Origin of the sequence: [Bacteroides] pectinophilus, assembly GCA_025146925.1 — a bacterium.
In the GTDB taxonomy this organism is placed as follows: Bacteria; Bacillota; Clostridia; order Lachnospirales; family Lachnospiraceae; genus Bacteroides_F; species Bacteroides_F pectinophilus.
The window spans coordinates 2,356,305-2,379,531 of sequence record CP102260.1 but is presented as its reverse complement, the minus strand read 5'-3'; the positions used below and the strand labels follow the sequence as shown (position 1 = coordinate 2,379,531).

Annotated in this window: 23 protein-coding genes, 1 tRNA gene and 1 CRISPR repeat array; of the genes, 21 read left to right on the top strand and 3 right to left on the bottom strand. The window is 40.4% G+C overall.

Annotation, left to right across the window (positions count from 1 at the left end; all coding sequences use genetic code 11):
* The first annotated feature begins 152 nt into the window (after positions 1-152).
* The 15 genes from NQ488_11120 to NQ488_11050 all read left to right on the top strand — a co-directional run bounded on the left by NQ488_11120 (position 153) and on the right by NQ488_11050 (position 15,621).
* On the top strand, positions 153-1,016 hold the full coding sequence (locus NQ488_11120; protein ID UWN95118.1) for an alpha/beta hydrolase: 864 nt from the start codon (positions 153-155) through the stop codon (positions 1,014-1,016).
* A 14-nt stretch (positions 1,017-1,030) separates the two neighbouring features.
* Entirely contained in the window at positions 1,031-1,321 is a 291-nt protein-coding gene (locus NQ488_11115) for a hypothetical protein (protein ID UWN95117.1), read from the top strand.
* Between the two features lie 103 nt (positions 1,322-1,424).
* Complete coding sequence (locus NQ488_11110) at positions 1,425-2,108, top strand: PDDEXK nuclease domain-containing protein (GenBank protein ID UWN95116.1); 684 nt, start codon at positions 1,425-1,427, stop codon at positions 2,106-2,108.
* A 40-nt stretch (positions 2,109-2,148) separates the two neighbouring features.
* Complete coding sequence (locus NQ488_11105) at positions 2,149-2,928, top strand: AraC family transcriptional regulator (protein ID UWN95115.1); 780 nt, start codon at positions 2,149-2,151, stop codon at positions 2,926-2,928.
* A gap of 244 nt (positions 2,929-3,172) precedes the next feature.
* Positions 3,173-4,051, top strand: a complete 879-nt coding sequence (locus tag NQ488_11100) for a transporter substrate-binding domain-containing protein (protein ID UWN95114.1) — start codon at positions 3,173-3,175, stop codon at positions 4,049-4,051.
* Between the two features lie 41 nt (positions 4,052-4,092).
* Positions 4,093-4,863, top strand: coding sequence for an amino acid ABC transporter permease (locus tag NQ488_11095; protein ID UWN95113.1), 771 nt, complete (start codon positions 4,093-4,095; stop codon positions 4,861-4,863).
* Positions 4,864-4,905: 42 nt separating this feature from the next.
* Positions 4,906-5,649 carry an amino acid ABC transporter ATP-binding protein gene (locus tag NQ488_11090; GenBank protein ID UWN95112.1) on the top strand — a complete coding sequence of 248 codons (744 nt, stop codon included), beginning with the start codon at positions 4,906-4,908 and terminating at the stop codon, positions 5,647-5,649.
* A gap of 26 nt (positions 5,650-5,675) precedes the next feature.
* On the top strand, positions 5,676-6,308 hold the full coding sequence (locus tag NQ488_11085; GenBank protein ID UWN95111.1) for a cytidylate kinase-like family protein: 633 nt from the start codon (positions 5,676-5,678) through the stop codon (positions 6,306-6,308).
* A 389-nt stretch (positions 6,309-6,697) separates the two neighbouring features.
* Complete coding sequence (gene cas6 / locus NQ488_11080) at positions 6,698-7,420, top strand: CRISPR-associated endoribonuclease Cas6 (protein ID UWN95110.1); 723 nt, start codon at positions 6,698-6,700, stop codon at positions 7,418-7,420.
* Between the two features lie 33 nt (positions 7,421-7,453).
* Positions 7,454-9,208 (top strand): type I-B CRISPR-associated protein Cas8b1/Cst1, encoded by a 1,755-nt coding sequence (locus NQ488_11075; protein ID UWN95109.1) that lies wholly within the window; start codon positions 7,454-7,456, stop codon positions 9,206-9,208.
* The gene (gene cas7i / locus NQ488_11070) at positions 9,209-10,087 is read left to right on the top strand and encodes a type I-B CRISPR-associated protein Cas7/Cst2/DevR (protein ID UWN95108.1); all 879 of its coding nucleotides are present in this window, start codon (positions 9,209-9,211) and stop codon (positions 10,085-10,087) included.
* The gene (cas5, locus tag NQ488_11065) at positions 10,071-10,796 is read left to right on the top strand and encodes a CRISPR-associated protein Cas5 (GenBank protein ID UWN95107.1); all 726 of its coding nucleotides are present in this window, start codon (positions 10,071-10,073) and stop codon (positions 10,794-10,796) included. The genes cas7i and cas5 overlap by 17 nt, the downstream gene beginning before the upstream one ends.
* A gap of 75 nt (positions 10,797-10,871) precedes the next feature.
* Positions 10,872-11,375, top strand: coding sequence for a CRISPR-associated endonuclease Cas3'' (locus tag NQ488_11060; GenBank protein UWN95106.1), 504 nt, complete (start codon positions 10,872-10,874; stop codon positions 11,373-11,375).
* A 17-nt stretch (positions 11,376-11,392) separates the two neighbouring features.
* Positions 11,393-13,910: direct repeats of the CRISPR family, unit length 30 nt; unit sequence GAATTAATAGATACATGTTGGAATGTAAAT.
* Between the two features lie 180 nt (positions 13,911-14,090).
* Positions 14,091-14,276: a type II toxin-antitoxin system RelB/DinJ family antitoxin gene (locus NQ488_11055; protein ID UWN95105.1), complete on the top strand. Its 186-nt coding sequence runs from the start codon at positions 14,091-14,093 to the stop codon at positions 14,274-14,276.
* Positions 14,277-14,403: 127 nt separating this feature from the next.
* Complete coding sequence (locus tag NQ488_11050; protein ID UWN97152.1) at positions 14,404-15,621, top strand: IS256 family transposase; 1,218 nt, start codon at positions 14,404-14,406, stop codon at positions 15,619-15,621.
* A 159-nt stretch (positions 15,622-15,780) separates the two neighbouring features.
* Here NQ488_11050 and NQ488_11045 read toward each other — a convergent pair whose 3' ends face one another.
* Together NQ488_11045 and NQ488_11040 are read right to left on the bottom strand one after the other, a co-directional pair.
* Positions 15,781-15,939: a hypothetical protein gene (locus NQ488_11045; GenBank protein UWN95104.1), complete on the bottom strand. Its 159-nt coding sequence runs from the start codon at positions 15,937-15,939 to the stop codon at positions 15,781-15,783.
* 89 nt (positions 15,940-16,028) lie between these two features.
* Positions 16,029-16,100: transfer RNA gene (locus NQ488_11040), tRNA-Gly, on the bottom strand.
* A 325-nt stretch (positions 16,101-16,425) separates the two neighbouring features.
* Here NQ488_11040 and larA point away from each other — a divergent pair.
* The 4 genes from larA to NQ488_11020 are packed head-to-tail and all read left to right on the top strand — an operon-like array spanning position 16,426 to position 21,268.
* Positions 16,426-17,733: a nickel-dependent lactate racemase gene (gene larA / locus NQ488_11035; protein UWN95103.1), complete on the top strand. Its 1,308-nt coding sequence runs from the start codon at positions 16,426-16,428 to the stop codon at positions 17,731-17,733.
* 19 nt (positions 17,734-17,752) lie between these two features.
* Positions 17,753-19,156, top strand: coding sequence for a sodium:solute symporter family protein (locus NQ488_11030; GenBank protein UWN95102.1), 1,404 nt, complete (start codon positions 17,753-17,755; stop codon positions 19,154-19,156).
* 14 nt (positions 19,157-19,170) lie between these two features.
* A complete protein-coding gene (locus tag NQ488_11025; GenBank protein UWN95101.1) occupies positions 19,171-20,376 on the top strand; it encodes a serine hydrolase in 1,206 nt (401 codons plus the stop codon).
* Between the two features lie 22 nt (positions 20,377-20,398).
* Entirely contained in the window at positions 20,399-21,268 is an 870-nt protein-coding gene (locus NQ488_11020) for a hypothetical protein (protein UWN95100.1), read from the top strand.
* A 61-nt stretch (positions 21,269-21,329) separates the two neighbouring features.
* On the opposite strand, the gene NQ488_11015 is transcribed toward NQ488_11020, so the two are convergent.
* On the bottom strand, positions 21,330-21,539 hold the full coding sequence (locus NQ488_11015) for a DUF378 domain-containing protein (protein ID UWN95099.1): 210 nt from the start codon (positions 21,537-21,539) through the stop codon (positions 21,330-21,332).
* Between the two features lie 115 nt (positions 21,540-21,654).
* On the opposite strand from NQ488_11015, the gene NQ488_11010 reads away from it, so the two are divergent.
* Both NQ488_11010 and NQ488_11005 read left to right on the top strand, forming a co-directional pair.
* Entirely contained in the window at positions 21,655-22,065 is a 411-nt protein-coding gene (locus NQ488_11010) for a DUF3842 family protein (protein UWN95098.1), read from the top strand.
* 62 nt (positions 22,066-22,127) lie between these two features.
* On the top strand, positions 22,128-23,183 hold the full coding sequence (locus NQ488_11005; protein UWN95097.1) for a nitronate monooxygenase family protein: 1,056 nt from the start codon (positions 22,128-22,130) through the stop codon (positions 23,181-23,183).
* Positions 23,184-23,227: the final 44 nt, after the last annotated feature.

The window sequence follows — 23,227 nt, the reverse complement described above, 5'->3', positions numbered from 1 at the left end:
ATCGGTAATCAGACGGTGCGGATTAAATTGTGTCAAGAAATGCTAATAATGCCTTGCTTAGCTAAGACATTGGTGCAAAACCCTCTCTTTTTTGCTATAATCTGAAAGTGACAGATTAAATTAAAAGTACATATATATGCAAGGAGCCAGCTATGCGTCTTACCCCGCCATCAGGAATAACAGTCCGAAAGCTTAAAATCAAAACAACAACTAATACGATATCGGCACTCGCACTATATCCAGAGACATATTCTGAAACTGCTTCACAGCCCGCCCAATCAACGGGCGTTCTGTGGATTCACGGAGGCGGATATATATGTGGAATGAAAGAGATGGTGTTTATGTCGCGTGCGGTTGACCTTGTGCGGAAGTACGGAGCAGTTGTTGTATCGCCGGGGTACAGGCTTGCATTTAGAAAGCCGTATCCGGCGGCACTTGAGGATTGCTATGCGGCGCTTGTTTATATGAAGGAGCATGCAGAAGAACTAGGAATATGTAAGAATCAGATATTTGTAGGCGGAGAGAGTGCAGGAGGCGGTCTGGCGGCAGCAGTCTGCATGGCAGCGCGAGACCGAGGTACCATAAATATTGCTTATCAGATGCCACTTTACCCGATGCTCGATGACAGGGACACGCCAAGCTCTGCCGACAATCACGGACGTATCTGGAATACAAGGAAGAATCATAAGGCGTGGCGGATGTATCTGAAGGGACTTGGCAGGAAACCGGGAGACAGTAGTGTTCCTGTGTACGCTGCCCCTGCAAGGCAGACGGATTACAGCGGACTTCCGCCTGCGTATACATTTGTAGGGGACGGAGAACCATTTTACGCAGAGACACTTGATTATATTGCAAATCTTAAAAGGTGTGGTATTCAGGCGGAGGCGGATGTGTACCACTGCGACATGCATGCATTTGACATGATGCGTCCGGAGTGGGAGCTGAGCTGTGAGGCTGCGCAGAGATTTAATGAGCATTTTGAATATGCAATGAAGAATTATTATGCAAAGAATTGAGAGGAAGTAGCACCATGAAACCAAAATCACCAAAAAGTGTTGAATTGTATAATCTTATGCTGCAGCGCGGGTACCGCGAGGAATTCTGCGACCTTGTGACAAAGAATCTTAATACGGACTTTACGGCGCAGAGGATGATAGGATATCTGTATCATTATGAGCATCCGCCGGTAGAGGAGATTGCAGATGAGATGATATCGATACTCAGCGACAGAAACCGCATTATGGAGAAGAAAGAGCTGGAGGCGGTTAATGCGAGGTGGAATGATTTTCTGATGCGCGGGATTGAGGATGAGGAAGAATAATAACGGAAGATAGTAAATTTGTCAGAGGTTATTTAAAATAAATTCAATTATAAAACTCGCACCATTGGTGCGAGAAATTAGTTGGAGTAATAATATTATCATCATGGAAAAATGCAAGGATGACTTGCAACGAGAATTTTATATTCAAATGACGAAAAGGTATGGTTGGACTAAAAGAGTTTTAACTAATTTTGTTGAGGCGCAGACCTATGAAAAATATTTACTGAATCAGACAAATTTTGATTTGGTACTTCCTGTTGAACAAAGAGTACAGGCTAAACTTGCGGTAAAAGATGAATATACATTTGATTTTGCAGAGTTGTCACCTGAATATTCTGAACATGAATTAGAAATGCAGTTGGTAAATAATATAAGAGCCTTTTTGATAGAAATGGGTGGAGATTATACGTATATAGGAAATCAATATCATTTGATGGCAGGAAATAGGGATTTATATATTGATTTATTGTTGTTTCACAGAAGATTAAGAAGTCTGATAGCAATAGAACTAAAAATTGGTGAATTTGAAGCTGAATATGCTGGTAAGATGCAACTGTATTTGTCTGCATTGGATGAGCAGGTGAAATTGCCGGAGGAGAATCCATCAATAGGAATTATTATTTGCAAAAGCAAGGATAAAACTTATGTGGAATATGCATTGAAGAATAGTAATTCTCCGATTGGAGTAGCAACATACAAGTTAAGGAATACTTTACCGGAAGATATGAAAGAAATGTTGCCGGAGCCTGAGGAGATTGCTAAAAGATTGAGGATATTTGAAGAGTAGAAAAGTCTTTTAAAAAAGTTTTTGATGAGGAGCCACGCCAATGAATCAGGCAATAATGAACCCAATAACCTTCTGCATGGACAAAGGCGTAAGCTATTATGAGCGAAGTCTTGAGAGTGATGTGTTTTTTCAATATTATGAGATTGATAATCCTAGGCTTGAGGAGATAATGGTTATTCCTGATGCCTGCCTTGATGCGCAGTGCTGTCAGAAGAATGGCGGGGTGATTGTGCAGTTCGCCGGAAGCGCGGTGAATGCAAGGCGCGCGCAGGCATCAGGATATGAGAAGCTTATTGCAGTAAGATTCAGACCCGGCGTGATACCGGCATCGATTAAGAGTGACATCAATGAGGTCATATCCGGCAATCGTGACATTACGCAGATGTTTGACGTAAGGCAGCTTAAGTATCTGATGAGTGAGGCTGCGACGGTTGATGAAAAGGTGGCTTTCTTTGCGGATGCATTTCCGAAGGAGAACATGGCACCGGTTCATGACATAACACGCTGGATTATTGATGAAGTCGTGAGGTCAAGCGGCAATGTTGATATTGCCGGGCTTGCGGCAGAACTTGGATATACGCACAGATATTGTGACATGGTGTTCAAACAGTCCATGGGAATGACGATTAAAAAGTTTGCGAGCATTGCACGCATGCAGAAGGCAATAAGGCTGCTGCAGAATGATGACATTGATTACGATGCAATATATGAAGAACTTGGATATTATGACCAGTCGCATCTGATTAATGATTTTAAGAAATTTACGACATACACGCCGATTGGCTTTGTTAATGCGTTTGGCGACAGGCTGATAGTATAAATGTATAAATGTAATAGTAATATGTTTAAATTTTTACAATTACTTCTATTTTTTCCAATTCAAAATAATAGACAGGTGATATATTACCACTAAGCAAAAGCAAAGGCGCTATTTACTTGGAAAAGTAGGTAGTGCCTTTATTTTTTGGACAAAGGCGTCTGAAAAGCTGGAGACAGCTGGCAGATGTCTTTTTTTTATTAGGTGCAAAATAATGGACATGTATAAGAAAAGGAGAGTAGGGCTTATGAAGAAGAAAATTTTTGCGATTATAATGTTATGTGTGATGGTTGTATCCTGCTTCACAGGATGCGGAAGCAAGTCGGGTAATGAGACGCCGACTAATGCAAGCGGCAAAAAGGTATTGAGAGTTGGTATGGAATGTGCGTATGCTCCATTTAACTGGACTCAGGAATCAGCAACTATGTCAGACGGTTCACAGGCAGTTCCGATATACGGAACGAATTATTACGCATACGGCTATGACGTAATGGTAGCCAGGATGCTTGCTGATAAGCTTGATATGGATCTTGAGATTCATAAGGTTGAGTGGAATTCAATCGGACTCAGCATGGATGCAGGTGATTATGACTGTATTATAGCCGGTATGGGCAAGACAAAGGCAAGAGAAGCTACATATGCATTTACAGATGTTTATTATTACAGATCTGACTGCCTTGTGGTAAAGAAGGGCTCAGCTTATGAGAATTATACAAAGCTTTCAGACTTTAAGGGCAAGGGCGTAACAACGACAACACAGATTGGTACATGCTGGGTAGATATGATGGGACAGATTCCGGATGCTAAGATTGGTGCCAATTATGAGACATGTGCAGAAGCATTTATGGCTATAACAAATGGTGTCGCTGATGTATGTATGGTCGATCTTCCGACAGCAATCTCAGCACAGCTTACTAATCCTGACCTTGTAATCCTGCAGCTTGATTCAAGTGACGGTCTTGTAAATGATACAGGTTCACAGAATGTATGTATCGCAACAAGAAAGTCAGATACAGCACTTAAGGATACACTTAACCAGGCAATGAAGGACCTTAACTGGAATAACAAGGATGAAATGGATAAGCTCATGGACAAGGCAATAAAGCTTATGCCATCAAGCAACTAGGCATTGCGGGGCAGCAATTGGGATAACAGGAGGTAAGAGATATGATTGCATTATTATCTATAGAAGAACCGGTCGCATCCTATGAGTGGGTAGCGTTTCTGGCAAAAAAATATTTTAACATGTTCTTATCGGGAACGTGGATTACACTTTATGTTGCCATAATAGGAACGATAATAGGATTCTTGCTCGGATTTCTGATTGGTGTCATAGAGGATGTACAGATTAACAGGGAAGACAATATTTTTAAGAAGATTATTATAAAGCTTGTGAAAATAATTTTTGCAGTATATGTTGAAGTGTTCAGAGACACACCAATGATTGTACAGGCAATGGTAATCTACTACGGAATCAGGCTGGCGGGAGGCTCAATCTCGCCGATACCTGCCGGTATTCTTGTAACATTTTTAAATACAGGCGCATATATGGCAGAGACTGTAAGGGCCGGCATCAAGTCAATCGATGTCGGGCAGCGTGAAGGAGCACTTGCACTCGGAATGTCACCGCTTAAGGCAATGGTTGTGGTTATTATTCCACAGGCTTTCAGAAATATTATTCCTGAAATGGCCAATATGTTCCTTACTAACCTTAAGATGACATCAGTACTTAACGTAATCGGTGTATCGGAGCTGTTCCTTGTGGCAAAAACAACCGGCGCAATCTATTACAGATATTTTGAAGCATACCTGCTGATTGCAGTAATATTTTTCGTACTTTGCTTTATCTTCAACAGACTGTTCCTCATACTTGAGAAAAAGCTGGCAGCCAAGAAGGATTACGTGCTTGCGGTTGGGTACATAGATGACGGACAGTAGGGATAATAGCAGGAATGACGGACAGCAGAAACGGAGGCATATATGAGCGAAGAAAAGATTATTGAAATTAAGGACCTGAGCAAGTCATTCGGTGACCATGAGGTATTAAGAAGCATAAGCTTTGGAGTTAATAAAGGTGATGTGATAAGTATTCTGGGTTCATCAGGTTCAGGCAAATCAACGCTCCTCAGGTGCGTCAACAGGCTGGAGCACCAGTCGAGCGGACAGATTTTCTATCATGGCAATGAGATTAAGGATTCCCAGAAGGAGGTAAACGAGTACCGTTCAAAAGTGGGAATGGTATTCCAGTCATTTAATCTCTTCAATAACATGACAGTACTTGAAAACTGTATGGCAGGCACACGCAAGGTTCTCCACCTTCCGAAGGAGGAGGCAAGGGAGCGCGCAATCACACATCTTAAGAAAGTAGGAATGGCACCATATATAAATGCACTTCCGGCGCATCTGTCAGGCGGACAGAAGCAGAGGGTTGCAATTGCAAGAGGTCTCTGCATGAATCCTGAGGTGTTACTGTTCGATGAGCCGACATCGGCGCTTGACCCTGAGATGGTCGGTGAAGTGCTCGGTGTAATGCAGGAGCTTGCACAGAGCGGACTTACAATGTTAATTGTAACCCATGAGATGGGATTTGCGCGTGATGTCTCATCAAGAATCATATTCATGGATCAGGGTTACATAGCAGAGGATACAACGCCTGCCGAATTCTTTACAAATCCAAAGAATCCAAGGTCACGTGAGTTCCTGAGCAGATACATTGCAGGATAGTGCGGATAGGAAGGAGAGAGATAGCTATGGATAATAATTTTGTTGTTACATTTGCAAGAGGCTTCGGAAGCGGTGGCAAGGAGATAGCCTCCAAGCTTGCACATGAGCTTGGTATCAACTGCTACGAGAACAGAATCCTTACACTCGCATCGCAGCTCAGTGGTCTTGATGAGGAGGTATTTAAGGCTGTTGATGAAAAGGTGCGCACCAATGGCGGCTTCTCGAATTTCTTGAGAGGACTTCCCAAAGCCCGCGGTTATATTACAAGAAATGAGAAATTCGTATCGGATGATACGCTCTTTGAATACCAGAAAAAGATTATAGAAAATCTTGCGGATACCGAGTCATGCTGTATAGTTGGAAAATGTGCCGACTACATATTACGCGGACGCACCAACGTGGTCAGCATATATGTTGAAGCACCCCGCAGCTTCTGCGTTGAGCGCACTATTGAGCACATGGGCGTAACAGAGGAAGTCGCAGCCGCCACCATTAAGAACACGGATAAGTTCAGGGCAGACTACTACGAATACTATACTCACGGCAACTACTGGACCAACCCGGTTAACTACGATATGACCATAAACAGCGCACGCGTTGGCATTGATGACAGCGTGAAGCTGATTAAGGAATATCTGAAGATAAAGGGGTTTATATAAGAGAAACTCACTGCCGGATATGCAAAAATATCACCAGCATCCTGATTGAATAATTGGGATGTTGGTGATATTTTTTTGAAATCTAATATTGGTGTACTGAATATGGGACATGTGGTTGTGATAAAATCCAAAATGTAGCTATTATTTAGTGCTTTATAAAATCAGCAATTCTTTACATCCCAATATGCAGCTAATTACTTAAAGAGTTTAAAATATAATTTTAAAAAAAACAAGAGGAAAAAATTTTACCTAATTGATGATTTTATATTGACATATCTAAACGCTTGCGTTAATATCACATTAGCAGGAAGTCAAAAATAAGTATATGCCATAATGACATATATTTTAATGGGCTCCTGCAAAGTAATTAAGAAAGGAGGTGCTGATAGATGCTTCAATTTATCCTTGAGTTTCAACTTGAAAAACCGCAGATGCCATTGGAATTTGACAGACTTATGGTCAGCTTCCTTAAAGGAGCGAGCAGGAATTATTCAGAGGATATGTTTGAAAGGCTGTATGATAAGAGTAAGTCGGTTATAAAGACATATACTTACAGCATGTATCTGCCGGGGGCAAGATTTATGAAAGAAACAGTAGAATTATCCGAGAATAGATTCAGAATGTTTTTTTCAGATGCAGATATGGGGCAGATGGTGCATTGGTTTAATGCATTTAATCTGTTCAGGTTCAAAACGTATCCGATGAATAATAATTCCATGAAGCTTGTGTCAATCCGTACACAGAACCGCAAGGAGATAGAGGACAGTGAGATTGTTGTAAGAATGCAGAGTCCGCTGATTGCGAGGAGACATAATGCAGAGGATAATAAGGATACATATTACACATATGACAATACGGAATTTTCGGATGTATTGAGAGAGAATGCCCAGACATTTTTAGATAAACTGAATATCAATATTTCCACGGAAGGCTTTCAGGTTATTCCAATCAAAGGCAGGAAAGTTGTTACTAACTGCTTCGGAAGAAAGGTTGACGGTAACATTGGAATTTACAAAATATGTGGATGCCCTGAATTGCTGAATGTTATGTATCAGGCAGGTTCCGGCGTCAGACGAAGCGAGGGGCATGGCAAGTGGGAAATTATAATGTAGTATTTGGATTCAGTTTTGAAAGGAGGGAGTGTATTGGGTAAATATCTTATAACTCCGGGAGATTTTCTTAAGAATGCAGGTATTTCAGGAATGGAATATATGCTTAAGATGTCCGGTGCGAGGGAGAACATAGACTATGGCATTAAAGAACAGGGGACTGTGTTAGAAGATATTGCGGAATATGAATACGGGTTGTGGCTGGATGTAGACTACGCAATGCAGGCGGATTGGACAGGACTGTTTTTTGGTGCATGTGTGGAATATTATGAGAGCTCAACCGTGTACAGAGGTGTTTTAGACAGAATTGAAGCTATTCTGCATAAAATCATTGCCGGAGAATGGAAAGCAGATTCAAATGACAGAGATAACCTTAAGTATATTAACGATAAACTGCTTTCAAACAGTTACAAATCAGGTTTTGACAACATAAGAGACAGGGTTGACAGTGCAGAGACCTATATTATACTTCAGAATAACAAGCTTAACTCAAGAATGGAAGAAGGAGAGCTTAAAGAAAGGCTGGAAGAACTTAGAACATTTCTTAATCAGCCAATATGCAGGGAAACATTTGTAATGAAGAGCGTTGTTTATAATTATATAAACCGCTTTTGGGATGGAAAGTGCTTTCTGTTAAGGGCCAACGCAAAGAAAGATATGAGGGAACTCTTTGATCAGGATTTTGTAAAGCCGTTTAAGGAGTATATCGCAGCATCACATGACAAGGATAAGGATATGTGCATTGACTGTGCAAGACCTATGGGGAACAAAGAAAAAGTGTCAATAGCATTTATGAAAGATATGGCTGATGACCTTGCAAGAAAAAAATCAGCATTCTGGAATTGCAAAGTTGATGCGTTCCTCTGCCCGGCATGTGCATTTGTATATGCGCTGAGTCCGCTTGGATTTACTTTGCTGGGAAACAGATTTGCATTTATAAATACTAACGATTCAATAAAAGGGCTGCTTACCGCTAACGATAAGGAGAGACGGAACGAGACGGAATCAGATAAGAGTGAGGACGAGAGATATACACAATGGTTTGCACGTATGCTCAAACGTCTGCTTGACTGTAAACTCAAAGAATTATCAGGCGTGCAGGTTATAATCAGGGGAACACAGGCAGATGACAAATATAACTTTGCGGTTATAAGTACTGATGCGCTTAGGATTTTCAGAGAGAAAAGAGTACAGTCGGCATTGGAGTATTTTGGCAGACATCCGTATGTGAAGATAGGTGCGGAATATATTAATATACATGAGAGTGTGATTATGAATGTTATTAAGTACAAAAGCCAGACAGCACTTCTTGATAAGATACTTAAAACTACATTTGATAATCCGGGATGTATATCAAGCGCATTCTGGGTATATATGGTGATGCTGTGGAGTAATATTGTGACAGGCAATAAGGAAAATGGAGGTAATGTGGAGATGAACAGGGTAGCAGTGATGAACAGCGGCTTTGCATTGAGAGCAGCGTTGCTGGCAGAAAAAGGTGCGAAGGATGACGAATGTCTCAGGGGTACACTGTATCAGCTTATGAATGCGCTTTCAACAAAGAACGCAGGACGCTTTCTTGATATTGTAATGAGACTTTACAGCACATGTAAGGTTTCAAGTAATGCTGAGCAGGCGGGCAGGCTTATGATTCCAAGTGGTTTTGTGAGAATTATCAATAGTCAGGATGCATTTGAGGAATATGGATATGCGTTTGTTCTGGGACTTAAGGGCTGTAACATGAATAAAAAGAATAATGATAATAAGGAAGAGAATAAGGAGGAAGCATAGATGAGAAAAAATGGTTTAACCGTAACAATGGTATTCCTTGCAGAGGGAGCCAACTATGGAGAGGGATTTGGTAATGTAACAACACTTAAGAAGATGACGAGAGGTGACCACCAGCAGTATTCATATATATCAAGGCAGGCAATGAGATATAACTTAATGCAGCAGTTAGAGTGGGATAATACACCTGTTGATGAAAAGAGCGGCGTTGTACAGTTTGCTCCATCAGCAACGATTGAGGATTATCCTGAGATAGATCTGTTTGGCTATATGAAGACAACATCTAAGGATGATTCCGGCAAAGGTGGCGCATCTACAAGAAGTGCTGTGGCCAGACTCAGCAATGCAATATCGCTTGAACCGTATCAGGGGGAGCTTGAATTCCTTACTAATATGGGGCTGGCAAAACGTCAGAATTTTGGTAATGCAATAGCACAGAGTGAGATTCACCGTTCACTTTATACATATACAATATCAATAGACCTGGACAGAGTAGGTGTTGACGGAGATATTGAGATATCGCAGGCAGAGAAGGCAAAGAGGGTGAATGGTCTGCTTGATGCAGTTCAATACCTTTATCGTGATATAAAGGGAAGAAGGGAGAATCTTGCACCATTATTTGTGATTGGCGGTAATTATTCAAGGAAGAATCCATTTTTTGAAAATCGTGTAAGCATATCTAAAAATAATATAAATGTTGCAACACTGTTGGAGATAATGGATGCAGATGAAGATATTAAGAGTTCAACAGTAGCCGGTGTCATTTCAGAGATATTTGATAATGATAAGGAAATCAAGGACAAGCTTGGAGCAGTAACAGTAGCAGAGGCGTTCAGACAGCTCAAGGAGAAAGTGGATACATATTATGGTGAAAGCAATTAGACTTCAGTGTTATCAGAATCTTGCGAACTACAGAAAACCGAGCAGCTTTATCATTAAAGAGACATATCCGCTTCCGCCATATTCTACGGTGAGCGGAATGATACATGCTGCATGCGGCTTTAAAGAACTGCATAGAATGAAGCTCAGTATACAGGGGACTAACAGAGGCACAATTTCTGAAGTATACACGCGGTATTCGTTTTCGGCAGGAGCAAAGTATGAAGAGGGCAGACATCAGATATGTCTTAAGGATGGAGAAAATTACGGAATATATAAAGGTGTTGCCAATGCGGAGCTTGTCTGTGAGAACAATATGATTATTCATATATTACCTGAAAGAGAAGAGGACATGGACGTTATTTACAATGGTCTGAGTAATCCGTTAATGTATCTTTCACTTGGCAGATATGAGGATATTATAGATATCAGAAGCGTTGATATAGTCAGTCTTTGCGAAGAAAACGATGTAGAAACGAAGCATAATATATACGTACCTGTATCTTATATGAGAAAACAGGGCTATGAGAATATTAATGCAACGGTTTATACATTGAATAAAGAATACGAAATAACAAAACAGGGCTTGAGAAGATGGAAGCCTGAGAGTGAAGGCGGACGGGTGAGAGCGTACTATTATCCGGCAGGCAATGTGCTTGATACAGCCTATGTTGATGATACGGAATATCAGGATGCGGTAGTGTTCGCATAAATAATATAATAAATATAATAGTTACATATTGGAACAATAATCAGGGACAATAATTAGTAATGAGAGGGGCTTATAGTGGAGTATTATGCAAAGTCAGCAGTGTTAAAGTTACAGGAAGAAAAAAGAGCTAAAAGTGCTGCGTATATGCAAAAGATTGTGGAAAACATGCCGGAGCTTCTTACAGAAAGTGAAAAACATGAAGTACATAAGGCAATAAAAGATTTGAACAATGACAAAAAAGATGTACATGTCACGCTCAGACAGCATCTGGATGATATTGTTGCCTGCGCCGGCAGATTCTTTGAAATATATGGCGGATATTTTACAGATAAGGAAAAGAAGCTGGTTCTTGAGGCTTGCGGACTTCATGATATAGGAAAGCTGAATGAGGTTTTCCAATCTAAGGTAAATGACGAGGTTGACAGAATATCTGTAGAAGAGATTCCGCATGGTTATCTGAGTGCTCTTTCAATTACGTTTGACAGATTTAAAGAGGATATGGCCGGATATGATGTTGATATAGAAGATTTTAAGGCAGTAATTACTGCAATCTTTTACCATCATACAAGGGAAGACTAGCGCTGATAATTCCAGGGGAATTAATAGATACATGTTGGAATGTAAATGTAGTAATCACCTACAGGTCTGTTACTGTCTCCACGAATTAATAGATACATGTTGGAATGTAAATCTTCATTTTTGCCTTGCGTGGCGGGTTCGATTCCCGGAATTAATAGATACATGTTGGAATGTAAATTATTATTTCTATATACGCAATAAGGTCGGTAACAGAATTAATAGATACATGTTGGAATGTAAATTTACCCACTTCGTTACGGTTACAACACGCATGAATAGAATTAATAGATACATGTTGGAATGTAAATAAGCAAGCAGACCGCTATAACCTGTTACAACTAGCGAATTAATAGATACATGTTGGAATGTAAATTTCTTCTGACTATCGTATTACAGTCAGCGGTGCACGTGAATTAATAGATACATGTTGGAATGTAAATGAGCATGAATACACAGCGGTAATTAATAGTTACATTGAATTAATAGATACATGTTGGAATGTAAATAGTTCTTCAGACAGTATGGATATCTTGTCAGCATCGAATTAATAGATACATGTTGGAATGTAAATGTGAACAGCTCATCCCCCTCCTTCATTGCTTTTCTGAATTAATAGATACATGTTGGAATGTAAATGAACGTGCGGAACAGGCAAGGGAAGCGCTTGAATTAGAATTAATAGATACATGTTGGAATGTAAATATCAGACGAAAGCACGCAGCTATTTCTGAATAAATGAATTAATAGATACATGTTGGAATGTAAATGAAGCAGAGCATATGAGGGATATGGATAGAGATTAGAATTAATAGATACATGTTGGAATGTAAATATCCATACAGTATATAGACATCTGTTATCTGTATATGAATTAATAGATACATGTTGGAATGTAAATATCAGCGGCAGAACTTTCAGAAACTAATGCTAATGCGAATTAATAGATACATGTTGGAATGTAAATAATCAAGTAATAGGATTTCTCCTGTGTTGCTGATTGAATTAATAGATACATGTTGGAATGTAAATTCAGACGTGCGTTGTATAGCATCGGATTACATAGGAATTAATAGATACATGTTGGAATGTAAATTAATATATCCTGTTAGTGAGAGGGCTTACTCCTGGAATTAATAGATACATGTTGGAATGTAAATGAAAATAATCAACTTAATAATAATCAGCAAAATAAGGGAATTAATAGATACATGTTGGAATGTAAATAAAAACTTACATACAGCTTTAACAACATCATAAGAGAATTAATAGATACATGTTGGAATGTAAATGATTTTCTTGCTGATATAAAGGTACAGGCGGCAGCAGGAATTAATAGATACATGTTGGAATGTAAATGCACTGTCAGTGCGTATCTGTTCACCTCATACTTGGAATTAATAGATACATGTTGGAATGTAAATGTGCATACGAAAAAAAGAGCACCACGCCAAGCGGGAATTAATAGATACATGTTGGAATGTAAATCAATTGATAGGTACTGTTTATTAAAATCCGAATGCCGAATTAATAGATACATGTTGGAATGTAAATGAATATGTACTGTCAAGACTTGAAGCGGCAGGATATGAATTAATAGATACATGTTGGAATGTAAATTTTTTAAGATATGTCGTTAAATAACCTTGAGCCATAGAATTAATAGATACATGTTGGAATGTAAATATGTGACATACTTGTTATTATCTTTTTTCAACATAGAATTAATAGATACATGTTGGAATGTAAATGTCCGTCTGTATAGCACAAGCGGCACTTGAAAGCGGGAATTAATAGATACATGTTGGGATGTAAATTAATCAATACCCGACTTTCTTGATTTTGTAATTAGAATTAATAGATACATGTTGGGATGTAAATAATGATAATAATTTGTTAAACTGTGCCGGAGCATGTGAATTAATAGATACATGTTGGGATGTAAATGTCGTTGTAATCAGTAACCACATTAGCAACGCAATAAGAATTAATAGATACATGTTGGGATGTAAATTGCTGATATGTAATTTTTGTGCTTATGCTCACAAGAATTAATAGATACATGTTGGGATGTAAATAGCGTTGCAGCAACAATAGCACACGCTCTTGGTGTGAATTAATAGATACATGTTGGGATGTAAATGATTTTCTTGCATAGACGCTTTAATACCCTTTATCGAATTAATAGATACATGTTGGGATGTAAATCTGCATGATAAGGATGTCAATCCTACAGGAGAGGCGGAATTAATAGATACATGTTGGGATGTAAATATAAAAAAAGGGCATAGCCTCGACTATACCCTTTAGGAATTAATAGATACATGTTGGAATGTAAATGATTTAAAATCAGCAGTCCTTACCGTACAGATGCAGGAATTAATAGATACATGTTGGAATGTAAATAATATTGCAAGACCGGCAGGGAGTGCAACTTCAAGGAATTAATAGATACATGTTGTGATGTAAATAGCTTACGGCTTTTTGCAAGTATTTATCGAGGCTTACGAATTAATAAATACATATTAAAATATAAATATCAAAAAATTGAATATAAACTTTAAGGTATGATTGACAGAAGATTATTATAATAAAAAATTTTGAATCTTAAATTGCCATACCATTGTATATGTAATCTATATATAATAGATATAAAATGAAAGCGTGAAATAAGATATTATAAATATAATATCCTGATACCATCAGAAAGGAGCCCCAATGCCTGACTCATACACTCATGATACCACCATAACTGTAACTTTGGATTCTGAACTTTTGAACGAAGTACAGAGCATTTTGGATGAAATTGGAATTGGCATGGAGACAGCGATAGTAATGTATTTGGAAGAGATTGCAAGAAATAAAAGAAATCCTTTTGAAGTTGCTGCAGATGCTTGTCTGTAACGGCTTATCAGAATTTTAGGGAGTATCCCAAAGTTTGTGTAAACCTCCAAACTGATGTAAGATAAAATTACTCAGTTTGGAGGTTATTTTTATGGCAAGAAGAAAAGACAGCCCACAAAAAGCAGCAATGAGAGAAATGATGCGTGACTATCTGAAAAATAATGATATCAGCATCAAAGATGGCACTGATGTTAACAGCATCATGCGTGACATGATGTCTGTCATTTTGGAAGGTGCTTTGGATGAAGAACTAGATGAAGAATTAGGATATTCCAAGTATGACTATCGGAACAAAGAAACAGACAATAGTAGAAATGGACATTCCAGCAAAACCATGCACACCAGTTATGGAGATATGGATGTAGCTATACCAAGGGATCGTAACGGTGATTATGAACCACAGCTGATTAAAAAATATCAGAATACCGTAACTCAGGACATGGAAGAAAAAATACTTTCCATGTATGCCAAGGGAATGACAACTGGAGACATTGAATCCCACATGCGTGAATTATACGATATTGATATTTCTGACAGCACAATCAGCCGGATCACAGACAAAATCCTGCCGATTGTAAAAGAATGGCAGGAACGCCCTTTGGAAGAAGTGTATGCTGTAGTATTTATGGATGCAATCCACTATCACGTCCGCAGTGAAGGACGTATTGTAAAACGTGCGGTTTACATTGCCCTTGGTATCGATATGAATGGGAAAAAAGATGTTCTTGGAATGTATGTTGGAGAAAACGAAAGTGCAAAGTTCTGGCTTTCTATCATGAATGGATTAAAAAACAGAGGCGTTGAGGATATCCTGATTGCATGCGTTGATGGTTTAAATGGATTTCCACAGGCAATCGAGGCTGTTTATCCAAAAACAGAGATTCAACAGTGTATCATCCATCAGATTCGTAATTCAACGAAGTTTGTTTCATACAAAGACATCAAAAAACTGATGGCTGATCTGAAGCTTGTATATGCAGCTCCAACGGAAGAAACAGCTTTAAATGAGTTAGAATTGTTCAAGGATAAATGGGATTCCAAGTACCCAAAAATCTATAAATCCTGGCATGATAACTGGGCAACACTGTCCACTTATTTCAAGTATCCAGAAGCTGTAAGACGTTTGATTTATACCACAAATGCCATTGAAGGATTCAACCGTCAGCTTCGGAAAGTGACCAAAAGCAAGACCGTTTTTCCGTCAGATGACAGCCTTTTGAAAATGCTGTATCTGGCAACCATGGATATCACGAAAAAATGGACCGGACACAGGCAGGACTGGGGACAGATCCATTCCCAGCTTGAAATTTATTTTGAAGAACGTCTGGCAGGACGGAACCTGTAAAGCAGTCAATTTTAGGCAGGTTTTATTGACATGCCAAAAAACTACTGTATAATGCAGATATGGGCAGAATCCGGAAAATCGGCTCTGCCCATTTGTAACTATTCACAAATCTTATATCAGTTTTTAACGTTTACACAAAACTTGAAACGGTCTCGAATTTTAGAATTCCTTTTCAGCCGCAATCCTGTCAAACAGTTCAACAAGCTCTTCTGTGGTGTACTGTTCCTTTGCACTGTTTGTGAGCATCAGTCTTAATTCATAGAGTGTTGCCATTTTTACGGTCTGCAGTCCCTTGTCTGCAAATTCCTGAGTTTTCATTTTGGCGTTGACCTCCTTACTTATTCATTCTGAATTAATTATGATTTCTGCAACAAAAAAGGATTCTCAACCGAGAATCCTTTTTTAAGAGCGCGAGACGGGAATCGAACCCGCGACCCCCTCCTTGGCAAGGAGGTGCTCCACCGCTGAGCCACTCGCGCATGTTATAAAGTTTTTGTTTTGTGCGCTCCGTGCTGAGCACATTTGATAATATACTATAGGTCTAATGATTTGTCAACAGGTTTTTTGAAAAAAATTAAAATTTTTTCACACAACTTATACAATTCCTTAAAACATTGGAAGAGAGCTGTCGTAAAGTGTTGAATTAATGCGCGTTAATGAGCGAAAAACTATTGCACTGTATATGAAAATTGTTTAAAATTAATAGGTATTTGTGTGCCCAAGGAGTGGATTAAGATTTCTTTCCGCACATGACATAATATGACTTCGCAGATATAAAGCTGCAGGCTTAAGGAGGATATGCGGATGGAAAGTGTAGAGTTAAAATATGGTGAAGGCAAAGTAACCATTAATGTAGAAGGGGCAAAGTCGATAGAGTATCTGACTGAGAACCGGATGCCTGAGATAGAAGATCTTAAGGCAGCGCTTCTCAGGGCAGTTAATGAGGATGTTATAGATTCAAAACCACTTAAAGAGCTTATTAAGGCAGATGATAAGGTTACATTTGTAATAAGTGACCTTACAAGATTCTGGATGAGACAGGACAAGGTGCTTGCAATTCTTGTTGAGTATCTGCACGATGAGCTTGGTGTCCCATATGACAATATGATAGTTGTTGTTGCACTTGGTTCACACAGACCGGCAGCAGAAGACGAGCTGTGTAAGCTTGCGTCTAAGGAAGTATATGACAGGGTTAAGGTTGTTAATCATGACTGTGATGCTGATGATCTTGTTAATATAGGAACAACGTCGAGAGGAACGGAAGTGTGGGTTAATCCGCTTGCAGTCGGACGTAAGACTATTATGATAGGCGGAACCGTACATCATATAATGGCAGGATACGGCGGAGGACGTAAGAGCGTGCTTCCGGGAATCAGCGGAAGACAGACTATCCGTCAGAACCATACGAGGGCACTTGACCCGTCTGCACCCAGAACAGACCTTAAGGTAGGTGGCGGCAGGATTACAATGAACCCTATCAATGAAGATATGGACGAAGCGGCAAGACTGCTTAATCCGACATTTGGTGTTAATATAGTAGTTAATACATCATCTAAGCACAGTGGGCTTTTCTGCGGAGATTTTCATAATGCATGGCTTAAGAGCTGTGAATTCTGTCAGAAAGGTTATGGCAAGCCTATTGATTATGAAGCGGATGTTGTTATAGCAAGCTGTGGAGGGTTTCCTAAGGATATTAACCTTTATCAGGCTGTTAAGACAGTATTTAATGCAACAAGGGCAGTTAAGAAGGGCGGCACGGTAATATTCCTTGCAGAGTGCAGGGAAGGCGGCGGAGCCAAGGATTTCTTTGACTGGATGGAACCGCTTAAGAGAGGAACTCTTGATGCTGACTTAAGAAAAGCATTTACAATAGGCGGATATATATTCTATGCAGCATGTGAAGCCATAAGCAAATGTAACCTTAAGATGTTAAGCATGATGGATCCTGACGTGGTGCGCGATATGAAGATTGATTCATATCATAATATAGAAGACCTGCTTGCAACAGTAGATTTTAAAGATAAGAGCGTGTATGTAATCCCTTACGGCGGAAGCGTTATGCCTCAGCTCAAAGAAGAGTACGATGCAATCAACAGTGAATTTACAAAATAATACTCCGGGGGATTTACAGATGTTTAATATTCCATTTATTATAGTTCTTGTTTATGTAGCTCTGCTTTTTGCGCTCAGCATTTTTATGTCAGTAAAGGCGCGCAGGGACGGTGAGAATTTCCTGCTATACAAGGGAAAGAATAATATGTGGCTGACGGCAGTTACGATTGCCGGACTTGCAATCGGCGGTGCGTCAACAATCGGTATTGCTGAGAATGCATTTACCAAGGGACTGTCAGCGGGATGGTATGACCTTGCGTGGGCTATCGGTGCAGTTGTGTGCAGTCTTGTGCTTGTAAAGAAGCTTCGTGCGAGCGGATATACAACAATAAGTGAGATGACAAGGAATATGTATGGTACTGCGGCAGAGAAGATAATGATTGTGTCCATGATTATTATCCAGTGCGGAATCATTGCATTACAGTATAAGGCAGGCGGAAGCATTCTGTATTCACTCCTTCCGGGAGTATTCAGTGATGTTAAGACCGCAACACTTTTCAGTTTTATTATATTCATGCTTATTGCGTTTGTTGGTGGAATGGGCTCAGTAAGTGTGAGTAATATTATGAATATTACGCTTATATATGTAGGCGTTATAGTAGCAACATTTGTTGTTTTATTTAATGAGGGCGGCTGGGATGCGGCAGTTGCAATGGCAGCAGCTAATCCTGACGTGCCTTACATGAGCCTTTGGGAAGGTATGGGAGTATCAGGTATTCTCGGATGGATAGTTGTAATGTGCGGTAATACCAATTCTGTTCAGGGAGCTGTACAGATTGCACTTACATCCAGGTCAGATAAGGATGCGGTAAGAGGCTTCCAGATTGGTGCGCTTATGATGATACCGGTGGGATTTTTATGTGCACTTCTTGGTGTGGCTTCAAAGGCACTCTATCCTGAAGGCGCAGCTTCAACAGCGCTTCCTGTAATACTTATGAGTCTTCCTGCGGGGATTGCAGGACTTACGCTTGCAGGTCTGTGGGCGGCAGACATGTCAACAGCATGCAGCATGCTTATCGGACTTTCTACTACATGCAGCCGTGATGTATTCTTTAAGACTAAGTTTGGAAAGAGATTTGAAGAAAAGACATTTCTTGTTAATAAGATAATAATTGCGATTGTCGGAACTGTTACGTATATTGTTTCAACACAGTTTACAAGTATTCTCGGTGCTATGCAGAAGGCGCTTTCGCTTGCAATAGGAACATCATTTATTGTACTTGGAGGCCTTCTCTTCCCTAAGTTTGCCGGTAAGAGAGCAGGGTTCTTCACAATACTTGCGTCAATTGCATGTATCATTACATGGAGCCTATTCCCTGCAATCGGTAAGGTTTTCTTTAATCAGATAGGCTTCTATATGCTTGTGGTATGTGGAATTGTGTTTATAGCAGTAAGTCTGCTTGACAAAGAAAAAGTTGCTTAAGATGGGGATTGGTCATGGGGAATAAAAGATTTACAAGAGGCAGGCGCAGAAGGAATGCAGGAGTGCTTGCCAGACTTAACATAAGGCTGAAAAATAGCAGTAATCCGGACAAAAGAAGGAATTATAACGGTAATAATACCAATTCCGGAGATTATAGAACTGCTAATCAGGGCAGTCAGGCATACAGAAGAGAGATGAAAAGACGTGCAAGGAGACGCGAAATTCTTATAAACAGAATAAAATACGGAACAGCAGCACTTATAATTCTTGCGGTGCTTATCACGGGAATTGTAAGAATGGCAGGATGTGCCATATCACATATAAAGGGCGGCAGCAATCAGGCAGATGAAGTTGTGCAGACGTTGGCCTATGTTGAACCTTCATCGCAGGAGCCGGTTAAGCAGGTGATTACAATTCCGCAGCCGGTGAAGTCTGCTGATTACAAAGATATAACGTCGGAAAAGGTCAAGAGTGCATATATATCGCTTGTGGATATAGACAGTCATGAGATTATTGCCGGAAGACAGTATGACGCAAAGATATATCCGGCCTCGATGACGAAGGTTATGACGCTCATAATAGCTGTTGAGAATATCAGGGACATGAATGATACATTTACAATGACGACGGAGCTTATAGACCCGCTTGTCAGGGAGAATGCATCAAGAGCGGGATTTGATCCCGGGGAAAAGGTTACAGCTAATGATCTGCTTTATGGGCTTATCCTTCCTTCGGGAGCGGATGCTGCGCAGGCACTTGCAAGAATGATTGCAGGCTCAGAAGAGGAATATGCCGGGCTCATGAATGCCAAATGCGCAGAGATAGGCCTTAAAAATACTCATTTTGCCAATACTTCAGGATTATATGATGCCGACCAGTATACAACACCGGTAGAGATGGGAATGATAATGGAGTATGCGATGCAGAATGAACTGTGTGCGAAGGTGCTTTCAACTTATCAGTATACAACGGCACCATCACCGCAGCATCCGGGCGGAATAGCTCTTACAAGTACAATGTTCAGCAGAATGTATGGTACTGAAGCGGAAGGCGTTACGATTACTGCCGGTAAGACCGGATATATCACGGAATCAGGCAACTGCCTCGTAAGCTATGCTGTCAAGGGAGATAAACACTATGTGTGTGTAACTTCGGGCGGAACTAACAAATGGGATTCTATATTCGATGATATAGAGCTCTACGGCAATTATCTGCCATAGCAACATGGAATGGAGAATGTGGATGTATTATTACAGCTGGAATCAATGGATTACATTTTTCTTTATTTATAGTTTTCTCGGATGGGTATGGGAATCATGCTATGTTTCGATTAAGTCACACCGATGGGTCAACAGGGGATTCTTAAGAATGCCTATGCTGCCGCTGTATGGTTCGGGCGCAACGATTATGCTGCTTCTTACACTGCCTTTTCCGGGTAATTATGTGCTTCAGTACTGTCTTGGTGTTATCGGACCGACAATACTTGAATACTTTACCGGATGGGCGATGGAAAAGCTTTTCAAAATGCGTTACTGGGATTACAGTAACCAGAGGTTCAATATCAAGGGCTATATATGCCTTACATCAAGTATAGCATGGGGCTTCTTTACACTGCTGATGACATATGTGCTTCATCCGCCGATTGAGCATTTTGTCCTTAATAAGATACCGCCGGTTGTTGATTATGTTGTCATAGCTGTTGTCGGAGTGTTATTTGTACTTGATACTATCGAATCTGCTAAGGTGGCTGTAGATGTCGGTAAGGCACTTGAGAAGATGACAGATATACGCGCACAGATTGATGACATACAGGTACAGTTAAGCCTCCTGAAATCGCAGGCTGCAAGAATAGCATCTGAGAAAAAGGAAGCTGCAATTGATAAAGTATATGCAGCTAAGAGCAGTGCCAAGATTACGGCACAGGATGCAAAGGAAGAGGCAGTACAGAAGATGGCTGTACTTGCTGCAAAACTTGAGGAACTTAATCTTAACAGAGAGAGTATTACAAAAGGAATGTCAATATTCCACAGGGGTCTGCTTCGCGGCAACCCTACTGCAGCATCTGAAAGATTTGGTGCAGCACTTAAGGAGCTTAAGGAACGCTTCAGATAGATATAAGAGCCGCTGTATGATGCAGCGGCTCTCTGTTGGCATATGTGATAATATGTCTGGTTTAGGACTCCTGATGAGCGAGGATTGAGTAGAAGGACAGTGCATACAATCCACACAGACCAACTATTGCATATATGATTCTTGAGATCCATGACATATTGCCGAAGAGGAATGCAACAAGGTCAAATCCGAAGAATCCGATAAGCCCCCAGTTGATTGCACCTATGATTATAAGTGTATGCGCAATGCAGTTTAGTGTGCTGTTTCCCATTGTGACCACCTTTCCGGGAACGCGTACGTTCCGATATTTAATATTAAACTTCATTATAGTCTGTCACATGATTGAGAAATTTATTCAGATGATGTCTGCATGAAAGGAGCAGTATATGAATATACTTATTATAGACGGTCAGGGCGGCAAGCTTGGAAAACAGCTTGTTAATTCAATTTTAAAGAGATATCCGGAACATAATGTGACTGTTGCAGGAACCAATGCCGTCGCAACATCATCTATGCTCAAAGGTACACAGCTGCGCGGGGCAACAGGTGAGAATGCGGTTATTGTCGGGGCGAGAAAAGCAGATGTGATTATAGGACCCGTCGGAATTGTCATTGCGGATGCGCTGCTTGGTGAGATATCACCGGCGATGGCTGTGGCAGTCGGACAGAGTGCTGCAGTGAAGATTCTTCTGCCTGTCAACAGATGCGATAACCTTGTGGCAGGAATAACTGACCAGTCAATTAATGTGATAATAGAGGATGCACTTGATAAGATAGGGAAGATAGACAATGCTTGACATGGGCATTGTCTTATTTTATACTAAAATAGTTTGATAATCAAAATAATAAGGAGAGATATATGTTAATGAAATGTCTGGAACTTGGTGATAAATGCGCAAAATACCCTGTTATTCAGGGCGGAATGGGAGTGGGAGTAAGTCTTTCACAACTTGCGGGTGCGGTGGCACACGCGGGAGGAGTGGGAGTTATTTCGTCAGCTCAGATTGGCTTTGACGAGCCTGATTTTAAGACTAATACAAGAGAAGCCAATATAAGAGCTCTTACAAGACATATAAAAAATGCACTTGCAATGAAGCGTGAGGGGCTTGTAGGTGTCAATGTAATGGTGGCGCTTAAGGATTACAGGGAGCATGTAAGGACAGCAGCACAGGCCGGTGCTGATATAATAATAAGCGGAGCCGGACTTCCGGTAGATCTTCCGGAGCTTGTTGCGGGAACCGGAACAAAGATTGCACCGATTGTATCGTCAGTTAAGGCAGTGAAAGTAATATTGTCAATGTGGGAGCGGAAGTATAAAAGAACGGCGGACATGGTTGTGATAGAAGGACCGGAAGCAGGCGGCCATCTTGGATTCAGCAGGGAAGATATAGAATCAGGTATCAGAGAGAGATTTGATGATGAGATAAGAGGGATAATTGAGTGTGTTAAGGGGTATGCAGAACGCTTTGGCGTACATATTCCTGTAATTGCAGCGGGCGGAATATTCAATGGCGATGACGTAAGGCATGCACTGTCTCTTGGGGCAGACGGAGTGCAGGCAGCCACACGGTTTGTGGCGACGAAGGAATGTGATGCCAGTGATGCATACAAACAGGCGTATATAGATGCATCGGCTGATGACATAACAATCATAAAAAGCCCTGTAGGCATGCCCGGACGTGCGCTTAATAACAGCTTCATACGCCGCACAAAGGATAATCCCGAACGCATAACGGAATGCTTCGGATGCCTTGCACACTGCAATCCTTCACAGGTTCCGTACTGTATAACAAAGGCACTTATAAATGCGGTCAGGGGCGATATTGAAAACGGTCTTATATTCTGTGGAAGCAATGTTTCACGGATAGACCGCATAATAACAGTTGATGAGCTTATTGGTGAATTGATCGTATAAAATTCCGATCTGTGTTATAATATCAGTCATGGAGGTACTTGGTT